The organism is Flavobacterium sp. RSP46 (assembly GCF_003984825.1).
GTDB lineage: Bacteria > Bacteroidota > Bacteroidia > Flavobacteriales > Flavobacteriaceae > Flavobacterium.
In genome coordinates, this window is sequence record NZ_RYDM01000001.1 from 422,591 (window position 1) to 435,307 (window position 12,717).

Genomic DNA, 12,717 nt, shown 5'->3' on the forward strand with positions numbered 1-12,717 from the left:
AATGAAAAAGATACAAATAAAATTATTGGGCATTTCTTTGTTACTGTGCGTGATGGTATTCTCATCGTGTACAGATGATTTGAGCCAAGCCCCGGCAAGTAGTGTTGCAGTTCCGGGAGAACAGTTTTTTAGCACCCCGGAATCGTACAAACAAAATCTGGCCAAGTTATACGCAGGATTTGCTACTTCAGGGCAAACTGCAGCTGGTTCTCCAGATATCTCCGGAATTGATGAAGGGGAAAGTCAATACATCAGAGGGATCTGGTTGATGCAGGAATTAACAACAGATGAAGCTGTTATTGCCTGGAATGACGGAACAATAAAAGACCTTCATTCACAAACATGGACTTCTTTAGACCGTTTTATCACGGCTACATTTGCTCGATTTTCTTTTCAAATTGTAAACTGTAATGAGTTTTTAAGACAAACTACGGATGCTAAATTAGCCTCCAGAGGTCTTGATGCCGCTTTGATAGCAAAGATTAAAACCTACAGAGCAGAAGCGCGTTTTATTAGAGCATTCACCTATTGGCACTTGATTGATATGTTTGGCGGAGGTTCTTTGGTTACTGAAGATTCCCCAACGAGTTTTTACTACCCGGAATATGCGTCAAGAGCAGAATTATACAAATTTGTGGATGCCGAATTAACAGCAATTATTCCAGAATTGAAAGCGCCAAAATCAAATGAGGCGTATCGTGTGGATCAAGCTGCTGCCTGGATGTTACAAGCTAAGTTATACATGAATGCTAAAGTATATATTGGTAATGATAATTATGCAGGAGCATTGCCTTTGATTACTAAAGTAATAGGATCAGGGTATACTTTACACAACAATTATAACCAATTATTTTTTGCGGATAATGATAGAAACGGAGCTCAAAACGAATTCATTTTTGCAATTGCTTTTGATGGACTAAGAACGCAAACGTATGGTGGGACTACTTTCTTGACGCATGCACCAGTTGGTGGTACTATGAAGGCTTCTGAATTTGGAATCAATGGTGGTTGGGCTGGTATCAGAACAACATCAGCATTTGTAAATAAGTTTAGTGAAAATACTACAGACGCAAGAGGTCAATTTTATACCGATGGACAAACTAAAGAAATTGCTGACATTGGTACATTTACTGATGGATACGCAATTCAGAAATTTAGAAATGTGACCGTAAACGGAGTTCAGGGCTCAGATAAATCAGGAGACTTTTCTGATTCTGATTTTCCAATGTTCCGTTTAGCCGATGCGTATTTAATGTATGCTGAATGTGCGGTAGTTGGTAAAGTAGGAGATCTAGGAACTGCCAGAGGATATGTAAATGCTTTAAGAACCAGAGCGAATGCTTCAACGATAAGCGCTCTTACTGCGGATGCTGCAGGTGCTAACCTGATTCTAGACGAGCGAGCAAAAGAACTGCACTGGGAAGGACACCGAAGAACGGATTTAATTCGTTTTGGTAAATTTACAGGCGGTAGTTATGTGTGGCCTTGGAAAGGAAATGTAGCGGGTGGTGCGCCAACGCAAGCATTTAAAAATTTATTTCCTATTCCTGCTACAGCATTAGCATCAAACAATAAATTGAAACAAAACCCTGGGTATTAATAAAATTTAAATAATAAATAAAAAATGAAAAATATAACTAAATCAGTAATTGCCTTATTCGCAGTTCTTACCTTGTCTTGTAGCGTAGAGGATGTAGAAGACAGACCAGTAATTCAAGGAGTGGATACTCCTGAATTAGTGGCGCCTGAAAATGATAAATCATACGTTTTACTAGAAGAAAATGCGGAAGATGTTATAGAACGTTTTGTGTGGACCAAAGCAACTTATGCTGGTAATGTAGAGATTGGGTACAAACTTTTGATGGATGTTAAAGGAGGAAATTTTACAAAAGCAATTGAATTAGGAGGAACTTCTGGAGCAACTCAAATTGAAGTAACTGTAAAAACATTGAATCAAGCAGTAATTCAATTGGGAGGAACACCTGATCAACTGGGTTCTTATGATGTCAAAGTAGTTTCTAGTTTAGCAGGAATTGAAAAAATGATGTCTAAAACTCCACTGACTATTTTAGTTAATGCGTACACTGGATTAATTCCTTACGCATTTAAAGACTGGTATTTTGTAGGCGACGCAACTGCTTCAGGATGGAACAATAATAATAAAAACCAACCTTTATTCAGAAGCGGAACAAACCCAAGTTTGTATCAATTTACTGGATTTTTCAAAGCGGGTGCATTCAAATTAATTTCTACACTTGGACAATGGGCTCCAATGTATGGTAAAGGAGATAATGGTGCTATTGTGGCTAGACCTACAGAAGCTGATCCAGATCCAGCATCTTTTACTATTGCAACGGAAGGCTATTATACTTTTACAATGAATACTGAAACATTAAAATACACTTTAGTGACGTATAATGCAGCTGCTGCTAAAACTTTCACTACCGTAGGTATCATTGGAGATAGCACACCATTAAAATGGGATGCTTCAACAGCATTAACCCAATCTACGTTCAATTCTCATGTTTGGTCATTAAATTTGTTGCCATTAAATGATGGTAAAGCTAAATTTAGAGCAAATAATGCATGGGACGTAAGTTGGGGTGGAAACACTGCTTTTTCAGGATTCCCAAATAACGGAACAAGTGGAGGTGACCTACCGGTTGCAAAATCTAAATACAAAATCTATTTTAATGATTTAGATGGTAGTTATTTAATGATTCCTAATCAAGGATAATTTATTTCAAAAATTTTTAAGGGCTATCTATGGGTAGCCCTTTTTTTTAGTTTTTAATTTAATTAATACTTAGCCATGAAAAAAAATCTACTTTTATTAATTTTACTTATAACCTCTATAAGTTATTCCCAATTTACAACTACGCCATCACCTGCAATTGCAAGTAGTGCAGTTACTCTTAATTTTAACAAAACAGGAACGCCACTCGCCAGTTATACAGGTACAATATATGCGCATATTGGTTTAACTGTTAATGGCACAAGATGGCAAAACGTGAAAGGGAGTTGGGGTAATAATTCCACACAACCCGCATTAACATTGGTTTCAGGAACTACTTATAAATTAGATCTTACTCCGGATTTGTATGCTTATTTTGGGATTCCAAATACGAGCTCTATTACAGAAATTTGTGTAGTCTTAAGAAATGATGCCGGAAATATGCAGACTGCTGATACTTTTTTTAATGTTGGAGCTTTTCAGGCAACTTTAACTTCTCCAGCAGAAAACAGTTCGACAATTATTGCATCTGGTGGCAGTTTGAATATTTCAGCTTCTAATACAGGAGGAAATGCCAGTTATGTTTTGAAGGCAAACGGAACAAATTTAAATATAAATACAGCGGCTTCCAGTTATACTTTTAATCACACAAATATCACCGGAAATCAAATCTATGAGTTGGAAGTTACTCAAGGAACTACTGTTATTACTAAAAAATTCAGTGTGATTGTAAATACGGGAACGATAAGTGCCGCGATGGCTAATGGTTTGTTAGACGGAATTAATTACAATACTGGTGATGCGACAAAAGCAACTTTAGTGTTGGATGCACCTTTAAAAGATTTTGTTTATGTGGCAGGGAGTTTTAATAACTGGCAGCCAACATCAGCGCACTCTATGAAAAAAGACCCAACCAGCGGTAAATTTTGGTTAGAATTAACCGGATTGGTCTCGGGGACAAATTACATGTATCAATATTGGGTGGGGGACGCAACTCCCTTGGCCGGTTCGCCTGGTTTAGTAAAAACTGCGGATCCTTATTCCACTTTGGTTTTATCTCCTTTTGATGATCCAGGGATTTCATCTGTAAATTATCCAAATCTTCCGGTATATCCCGTTGGTCAGGAACGTGAAGTAACCGTTTTGCAAACCGGGAAAGCTGCTTACGCTTGGAGTAGCGCCACTACAAACTTTGTTAAACCAGCTAAAGAAAAATTAGTAGTTTATGAATTGTTAGTGCGTGATTTTGATGCCAATAAAAGCTATCAGGACTTGATTAATAAAATCGATTATTTCAAAAATTTGAAGATAAATGCGATTGAATTAATGCCAGTGATGGAATTTGAAGGCAATGAAAGTTGGGGTTACAATACCTCTTTTCACATGGCTTTGGATAAATTCTATGGCACTTCGGATAAATTGAAAGAGTTTATTGATTTATGCCATCAAAACGGGATTGCTGTTATTCTTGATGTGGCGCTAAATCACGCTTTTGGTAGAAACCCAATGCTTCGCATGTGGATGAATGATCCTGACGGCAATGGTTGGGGCTCGCCTTCCACTGAAAATCCTTATTTTAATACAACAGCGATGCACAGTTATAGTGTGGGGGAAGATTTTAATCATCAACTGCCCAGAACACAAAATTATGTACAACGGGTCATTAAACAATGGGTTGAAGAATATAAAATTGACGGTTTCCGTTGGGATTTAACCAAAGGTTTTACACAAAATTGTCCAGCGAACGTAGCTGGCGGGCAAGAAAATTGTACCGGCAGTTTACAACAAGATAGAATAGATGTATTGAAAAAATATGCTGATTATTCTTGGAATTTAGATCCAAATCACTACGTTATTTTTGAACATTTGGGTGGTAATGAGGAAGAGCAACAATGGGCCAATTATAGGTTGAATGAAACGCTAAGTAAAGGCGTGATGATGTGGGGAATCATGACTTTTGACTATAACAATCTTACAAAAGGGTATGCAGGTAATATTTCAAGAATGAGTTCATCAAGCCGAGGATTTACTGCACACCGATTGATGGGCTATGCAGAGAGTCATGATGAGGAGCGCTTAATGTACAATAATGTGCAAGCAGGAAACAATACTACTGCGGACCATAATGTACGAACCCTTACTGTAGCTTTATCCAGAATGTCTGCATTAGGAGCTGTTTCTTTATTGGTTCCAGGGCCAAAAATGATTTGGCAATTTGGAGAATTAGGATGGAATTCTTCTATTTTTACCTGCAATAATGGAACTGTGAACTCTCCTTCTGATGGTACATCCGGGGATTGTAAATTAGACACTAAGCCACAGCCACAATGGACGGGTAGTTGGCTTGGAGATACCAACAGAAGCATAATTTACGACGACTGGGCAAAAATGATTACGATGAAGACCGAAGAACCTGTGTTTTTAGGAACTGTAACAATCAATAATAGCAGTTCGTTATTACCGAATATCAAAATTACCAACAGTGCACTAGCATCAACACAACTGAAAGATGTATTGATTGTAGCTAATTTTGATGTGACGCCAAAAAATGCTCCTTCCGGGTTTCCATACACCGGAACATGGTACAATTTGATGGACAATACATCTATTAATGTAATCAGTACCTCAGTTGCAATTACTTTGAAACCGGGAGAATTTAAAATCTATGGGAATAAAACAGCATCATTGGCAATAGCGGATTACGAAAAATCACCAACGATTGTGTTGTATCCAAATCCGGCATCTGATTATTTTACATTGAATGAAACAACGGCTAAGGTGCAGGTGTTTTCTATCACGGGACAATTGCTAAAAAGTTTTGATACCAATAAAACGGCAGGATCTCAATTTTCGGTTAGTGATTTGAATCAAGGACTTTACATCGTAAAAACATTTGATGAAAATAATGAAATGAAAGTATTGAAACTGTTGAAAAATTAAGAATACCTTGAAGATTGAAAAGGCTGTCCATAAAAAGGCAGCCTTTTTTGTATAAAAAAACTGCTCCATAAATGAAGCAGTTTTTAACTACAATTACAACTAAATATTAAATTTTACCGTCTTTGATTTCCTCCACAATTTCAGGATTTAACAAGGTTGAGGTATCGCCAAAATTAGAATAATCCCCTTCGGCAATCTTACGCAAAATTCTGCGCATGATTTTTCCGGAACGGGTTTTTGGCAAACCGGAAACAAACTGGATTTTGTCTAATTTGGCAATGGGTCCTATGTGATCGGATATGTGTTGGTTGATCTCTTTACTCAGGTTTTCTCTGTCGCGATATTCTCCGGTTTCTTTTAGAATTACAAAACCATACAACGCATTTCCTTTGATATCATGCGGGAAACCTACAATGGCTGATTCCGCAACAGCAGGATGTTCATTGATGGCATCTTCAATAGGGGCAGTCCCCAGATTGTGTCCGGAAACAATTACTACATCATCTACACGTCCAGTGATTCTGTAATACCCAACCTCGTCACGCAAAGCGCCGTCGCCAGTGAAATATTTACCTGGAAAGGTAGAAAAATAGGTTTCTTTATACCGTTGATGATCGCCCCAAATTGTTCTTGCAATTCCTGGCCAAGGAAATTTAATACACAAACTTCCGGTAACCTGATTCCCTTCTATTTCATTTCGTTTTTCATCCATCAAAACGGGTTGGATTCCCGGTAAAGGTAATGAAGCATAAGTAGGTTTTGTCGGGGTTACAAAGGCAATTGGTGAGATCATAATTCCTCCGGTTTCCGTTTGCCACCACGTATCTACCACAGGACATTTTTTATCACCTACGTGGTTGTTGTACCAGTGCCATGCTTCCTCATTGATGGGTTCTCCTACAGATCCAATTACTTTCAAAGAGGTCAACTGGTAGCGTTGCACGTATTCGATGCTTTCTTTTGCCAAAGCTCTAATCGCTGTTGGCGCCGTGTAAAACTGGGTAACTTTGTGTTTTTCGATGGTTTGCCAAAAGCGACTGAAATCAGGATAAGACGGAACGCCTTCGAAAATTACGGTCGTAGCTCCGTTCAATAACGGGCCGTAAAGAATATAGGAATGTCCGGTAATCCAACCAATATCAGCGGTACACCAGAAAATATCATTGTCTTCATAATTAAAAACGTTCTTGAACGTATATGCGGAATACACCATATAACCGGCTGTAGTGTGAACCATTCCTTTTGGTTTTCCTGTTGAACCGGAAGTATAAAGGATGAACAAAGGATCTTCGGCATCCATGATTTCAGCCACATTGTTATTCGAAGCTTGGTCTAAAAGTGGTTGCAGCCATTGGTCACGACCTTCTTTCATGTGGATAGTGGAGTTGATTCTTTTAGCTACTAAAACGTTCTCTACACAAGGGCAATTCAATAAGGCTTCGTCAACGATACTTTTTAAATCGATGGTTTTATTCCCGCGATACCCACCATCTGAAGTGATGACCATTTTACATTCGCTGTCATTGATTCTTGCGGCAACTGCCGAGGCGGAAAATCCTGCAAAAACAACCGAATGGATTGCTCCAATTCTGGCGCAGGCCAGAGTGGTAATCGCTAATTCAGGAATCATGGGTAAATAAATACAAACCCGATCTCCTTTTTGTATGCCTTGCTCCTTTAAGACATTCGCCATTTTGCAAACACGCTCGTATAACTCATTATATGAAATATGCAATGCCTCTTCATTTGGGTCATTCGGTTCAAAAATGATAGCTGTTTTATCTCCTTTTTTAGCAAGATGCCTGTCGATACAGTTTTTTACAATGTTTACTTTGGCATTGGTAAACCATTTTATTTCGGCGTCAGCCATATTGAAATCAACTACTTTATCCCATTGCTGGTACCAAGTAAAATTCTCTGAGGCCACTTTGTCCCAGAATTTTCCCGGTTCACGAATTGATTTTTTGTAATGTTTAAAGTACTCTTCTAGATTATTAATTTTATAGTAACTCATGATTATTGATAAATTTTATATGTTGTTAATTCCTATTTTATACTTTTTTAATGCGGTGATAATTTCTTCCACAATCGATTCGTCGTCAATGGTCGACGGAATTTGGAATTCGGCACCATCTGCAATGCTGCGCAGTAGTTTTCGAAGGGTTTTTCCCGAGCGCGTTTTTGGTAAGCGCGTTACAATAACTACATTTCGTAAAGAAGTGACCGCTCCAATTTGCTGGCGAATCAATTTAATAATTTCTTGCTCCAATTGATAATGCTCTATTGCAATATCTAATTTCGTTACGACCAATGCCAACGGAATTTGTCCTTTCAAATCATCTTGAATTCCAATGACCGCACACTCTGCAACGAATCGGTGGGAAGCAACAACTTCTTCCATTTCAGCTGTAGACAAGCGGTGTCCTGCTACATTGATAACATCATCCGTTCTTCCGGTGATGAAAATATAACCGTCCTCATCTTTGTAACCACCATCGCCAGATAGATAATAGCCATCAAATTTATTGAAATAACTGGCTTTAAAACGGGCTTCGTTTTCCCAAATACCCAACATGTTTCCCGGAGGCAAAGGTAATTTTATGACAACCAAGCCTTCTTCATTGGCGCTTAATTCGTCACCGTTTTCATTGAAAATCCGAATATCATATCCACAAACTGCTTTTGTGGCAGAACCGAATTTCACTGGCATTTTTTCAATGCCGAGAGAATTGGCAATCATTGGCCAGCCTGATTCTGTTTGCCACCAATGGTCAATTACAGGAATAGGAATGTGTTGTTGATACCATTCTAAAGTGGCATTATCACAACGTTCGCCCGCCAAAAATTGATTTTTGAGACAACTTAAATCATATTGTTTGATGAATGTTCCATCAGGATCTTCTTTTTTGATAGCTCTGATGGCGGTAGGAGCCGTAAACATAGTGCCCACTTTATGCTCTGAAATTATTCTCCAAAACGTACTCGCATCGGGAGTTTTAATCGGTTTGCCTTCAAAAATTATGGTAGTATTTCGATTTAATAACGGAGCGTAAAGGATGTAGCTATGACCTACTGCCCAACCCATATCTGATGCGGCCCAAAAAGTCTCGCCTTCTTTGACATTATAGATGTATTTCATAGAAAATTTCAATGCCACAGCATATCCACCAGTATCCCTTACAATTCCTTTTGGCTTTCCCGTCGTTCCCGAAGTGTACAAAATATAAAGAGGATGATTGGAATTTACAGGAACACAAGGCGTTTCTTCTGAACCATAAACCAAGGCATCATAATCTACGTCATATTTCTTAAACGGAATTCGGGCGCCTAATTTTCTGTTGAAAACGATTACTTTTTTTGGTCGGTGTGAAGCGAGTTCAATAGCTTGATCGACCAAAGGTTTGTACGCAATCAAACGATCCACTTCAATTCCCGAAGAAGCGGTAATAATGGCTCGGGGTTTGCAATCATCGATTCTGATGGCCAATTCATGTGGTGCAAAACCTCCAAAAACAACGGAATGGATTACGCCAATTCTTGCACAAGCCAACATGGCAAAAGCTGTTTGTGGAATCATGGGCATGTAAATTATTGCGGTGTCGCCTTTTTTTAATCCCAGTGATTGCATGCCTCCTGCGAGTTTTGCAACTTCGGTTTTTACTTCCGAAAAAGTGTATTTTTTTACGGTTTGTGTTACCGGAGAGTCATAAATAAAAGCGACCTGATCCCCACAGCCATCCTGAATGTGTTTGTCTAACGCCAGGTAACAAATGTTCAATTCGCCATCTTTGTACCAAAGCGGATAGCCATTTTTGTCTTTTGACAAAATTGTCTCCGGTTTGTTGTACCACTCAATTGCATCAGCTTGTTCAGCCCAGAATTTTTCTGGCTGCTCAATGCTTTCCTCATAAATTTCCTTGTATGTCATTGTGTTGAATTTGTTTCTTATTGAATTAATTCATGAACTTGGTCGACTAACTTTTTGATTGAAAAAGGCTTGACTACATATAAATTGGCACCTAATGAAAGGCCTTTTTCAATGTCAGTTTCCTTGTTTTTTGCCGAAAGAAAAATGACTTTGCAATGCTGTAACCGTTCGTCTTTTTTTATCTGCTCTAATGTGGCATACCCGTCCACCATAGGCATCATGACATCAAGAATAATGACATCTGGAAGTTTATTTTTTAAAATATCCAATGCCTCCTGACCGTCGCGCGCAATGAAAACTTCAAAATTGTTCTTTTTGAAAGCGTACTCTAATGACATTACAATATTTGGTTCGTCATCTACAATTAAAATTTTTTTCATTTTTAATTATTTTCAGTTGTATTATAATTGGGTAATGTAAAGACGAATGTAGCTCCTTCAGCGGTATCGTCTTCGGCCCAAATTTTGCCTTTGTGATGTTCTATTATTTGTTTGCAAATAGCTAAACCCAAGCCGCTTCCTATTGGTTTTTTTACGTTTTGATTTCGAGATTGATAAAATTTATCAAAAATAGCCTGAAAATCTTCTTTCTTAATTGCCTTGCCGTTGTTGTGTATTTTGACTTCAATATTGTCTTTGTTTTCATGAATGGAAATCACTATTTTCCCATTTGTCTCAGCGCAGAATTTTATCGCATTGGATACTAAATTGTGAATCACCTGAATGATTCGTTCCTCGTCATAAAAGGCTTTGATCTCTCTTGATTCCTCCTGAAATTCAACATTTATGTTTTTGTTTTTTAGGAGTTGCTGGAGGGAATTCAATGTTTTTTTGATTGTTTTTGAAATGTTGTTTTTAGAGAGGTAAATTTTTTGTTTTCCGGTTTCAAATTTTTCTAAATCCAGAATTTTATCAATTAAACGATTCAAACGATCGGACTCAGAAATGATATTTTGCAAAAACTGTTTTCTCAACTCCTCCGGAATGTCATCATCATCATGAAGGATTTCGCTTGCCGCACGAATTGCGGTTATTGGCGTTCTCAATTCGTGGGTAACAGTGTCAAGAAATTCATCTTTTTGAATGTCTTTGTTTATTAATTCCAAATTGGCATTTTTGAGTTGTTCGGATATTTTTTTTAATTCATTTGAGGTATCTGTCAGCTTTTTGTTGATGATGATGTTTTCTTTGGATTCTTCTAAAATTCGCAACACTTCTGGCAGACTGATTTTGTCTTCTTTGACCACGCTTGATATTAATATTTTGGAGGAAGCCGTACCAATGTGTCCCGTCAATAAATTCTCAGCAAATTTTATAAATCGGGCATCGGCGGTGGTGATGTCTTTGTCTATGTTGTATTTCAAATTGAAAATGGTCAGTGCACGTTTTGTTCTTTCTTCCCCTAGAAATCGCTGCAATACTTTTTGAATGTCGGAGATATAGGCCGTTCCTTTCCAAATAAAAGCATTTTCATGATTGGTAATGTATTTGTCGATGTCTACAAACATTTCGGCATAATTGCGTTCCCTGTAATTCCCTTTAAAACTAACGGAAATGGCCAGATAACTCATCAAATTGATTAATAAACTCCAAAAAACGGCATGTGGTATAGGTTCTAAATAATCCAGTCCGAAAAGCTGAAATGGTTTTAGAAGTTCAATTCCCCAGGGGCCTTCTTGAATGAATAAGCTTGTTGATTCGGTTATCCCAATGGCGTAAGGAACTAGAAGGGTATAAAAACAGGTTATAAATCCAAGTAAAATCCCTGTTATAGCACCATTTTTTGATCCTCTTTTCCAGAATATGGCACCAAAAAAAGAAGGAGCCAATTGCGCGATTACTACAAAGGCGACAAGTCCTATAGAAACCAAAGAGTAGTCCAGAATAAAAATTCGATAGATAGCATACGCCACGATAATGAGGGAAAAAATACCTATTTTGCGACTAATCAAGATGCGTTTGTTGTTTTTTTTCTGTGAATCATTCTCGAGCGAACCTATAAAGCCATAAGGGATTAATAGGTTGTTACTAAGCATAGTGGCGAGCGCAATTGAGGAAACGATTATCATTGAGATCGCTGCCGAAAATCCGCCCAGAAAGACTAAAACCATTACGGTGTTGTTGTTGAAATATTGTGGGATTAACAGTGAATAGGTATCGGAATTGAGTCCTTGCCCCTCAAATAAGATGTTTCCTCCCCAAGCAATTGGGAAAACAAAAAGATTAAAAAGCAACAGATAGAGTGGAAAAAGCCAAATGGCTGTTCGAATGTGGCTTTCTTTATTGTTTTCTACGATGGCAGTATGAAACTGTCTTGGCAATAGAAAAATTGCAAACATAGACAACACACAAAGGAAAAACCAGTTGATTCCGTTTGTAATCCCTCCAATGGTATTTTTTTTGTCAAAATTTTCAAGGACACTCGCTTTTTGATAAATATCATCAAACCCATCAAAAACAAAGAAGGTTACGTAAATGCCAATCATTAAAAAGAAAACTAATTTTAGGATTGATTCCATGGCTACGGCAGTTACAATACCACGTCTTTTTTCGGAAGCATCCACGTAGCGTGTTCCATAATAAGAGGCAAATAATGCCAAAGCAAGACACACATATGTAGTTGTATCCGTAAAGATGTTGTCGCTTGATTGTGTTTTGCTGACAATATGAAAGGTATCTGAAATTGATTTTAGTTGTAGTGAAATATAAGGAAGTATCCCAATAACACAAACCATGGTGACTAATGCTCCAAGAAATCTACTGTTTCCGTATCGTAAAGAAATAAAATCTGCTATACTGGAGATTTTATTTACTCTCGAAATTCGGATAATTCTCTTTAGGATGATCATCCACGTTGGTATAATAATAATAGGGCCTAAATAAATAGGTAAATAGGCTAGTCCTGTTTCTGCTGCGACTCCTATACTGCCATAATAGGTCCAAGCAGTACAATATACTGCCAATGAAAAAGAATAGACATACGGATTGTTAGTCCATTTAGAATGTCTTCTTTTTTCAGACCAATGCGCTATGTAAAATAAAATGGAGACATAAAGCGCTAAAATCAGTAAAACCCCTACGCTATTCATAATATCTTTTTATGATTAAGTAGGTTA

At 37.8% G+C, this 12,717-nt stretch carries 7 protein-coding genes; 3 read left to right on the forward strand and 4 right to left on the reverse strand.

The features are described 5' to 3' along the window. Position 1 precedes the first annotated feature (1 nt). The 3 genes from EKM01_RS01915 to EKM01_RS01925 all read left to right on the forward strand — a co-directional run bounded on the left by EKM01_RS01915 (position 2) and on the right by EKM01_RS01925 (position 5,674). Entirely contained in the window at positions 2-1,600 is a 1,599-nt protein-coding gene (locus EKM01_RS01915; protein WP_126766549.1) for a RagB/SusD family nutrient uptake outer membrane protein, read from the forward strand. Positions 1,601-1,624: 24 nt separating this feature from the next. After that, the gene (locus EKM01_RS01920) at positions 1,625-2,737 is read left to right on the forward strand and encodes a SusE domain-containing protein (protein WP_126458358.1); all 1,113 of its coding nucleotides are present in this window, start codon (positions 1,625-1,627) and stop codon (positions 2,735-2,737) included. A 75-nt stretch (positions 2,738-2,812) separates the two neighbouring features. Further along, complete coding sequence (locus tag EKM01_RS01925) at positions 2,813-5,674, forward strand: alpha-amylase family glycosyl hydrolase (protein WP_126576931.1); 2,862 nt, start codon at positions 2,813-2,815, stop codon at positions 5,672-5,674. Positions 5,675-5,780: 106 nt separating this feature from the next. Here EKM01_RS01925 and acs read toward each other — a convergent pair whose 3' ends face one another. The 4 genes from acs to EKM01_RS01945 are packed head-to-tail and all read right to left on the reverse strand — an operon-like array spanning position 5,781 to position 12,690. After that, a complete protein-coding gene (gene acs / locus EKM01_RS01930) occupies positions 5,781-7,688 on the reverse strand; it encodes an acetate--CoA ligase (protein ID WP_126458363.1) in 1,908 nt (635 codons plus the stop codon). A gap of 15 nt (positions 7,689-7,703) precedes the next feature. Beyond that, positions 7,704-9,602, reverse strand: a complete 1,899-nt coding sequence (locus EKM01_RS01935; protein ID WP_126766553.1) for an AMP-binding protein — start codon at positions 9,600-9,602, stop codon at positions 7,704-7,706. A gap of 17 nt (positions 9,603-9,619) precedes the next feature. Continuing rightward, on the reverse strand, positions 9,620-9,982 hold the full coding sequence (locus EKM01_RS01940; protein WP_126766556.1) for a response regulator transcription factor: 363 nt from the start codon (positions 9,980-9,982) through the stop codon (positions 9,620-9,622). 2 nt (positions 9,983-9,984) lie between these two features. Continuing rightward, a complete protein-coding gene (locus EKM01_RS01945) occupies positions 9,985-12,690 on the reverse strand; it encodes an ATP-binding protein (protein ID WP_126766560.1) in 2,706 nt (901 codons plus the stop codon). Between the last annotated feature and the right edge of the window lie 27 nt (positions 12,691-12,717).

What these genes read in the sequence shown, in the direction of transcription:
- EKM01_RS01915 (WP_126766549.1), top strand. Translation starts at nt 2, where the DNA reads ATGAAAAAGATACAAATAAAATTATTGGGCATTTCTTTGTTACTGTGC.
- EKM01_RS01920 (WP_126458358.1), top strand. Translation starts at nt 1,625, where the DNA reads ATGAAAAATATAACTAAATCAGTAATTGCCTTATTCGCAGTTCTTACC.
- EKM01_RS01925 (WP_126576931.1), top strand. Translation starts at nt 2,813, where the DNA reads ATGAAAAAAAATCTACTTTTATTAATTTTACTTATAACCTCTATAAGT.
- acs (WP_126458363.1), bottom strand. Translation starts at nt 7,688, where the DNA reads ATGAGTTACTATAAAATTAATAATCTAGAAGAGTACTTTAAACATTAC.
- EKM01_RS01935 (WP_126766553.1), bottom strand. Translation starts at nt 9,602, where the DNA reads ATGACATACAAGGAAATTTATGAGGAAAGCATTGAGCAGCCAGAAAAA.
- EKM01_RS01940 (WP_126766556.1), bottom strand. Translation starts at nt 9,982, where the DNA reads ATGAAAAAAATTTTAATTGTAGATGACGAACCAAATATTGTAATGTCA.
- EKM01_RS01945 (WP_126766560.1), bottom strand. Translation starts at nt 12,690, where the DNA reads ATGAATAGCGTAGGGGTTTTACTGATTTTAGCGCTTTATGTCTCCATT.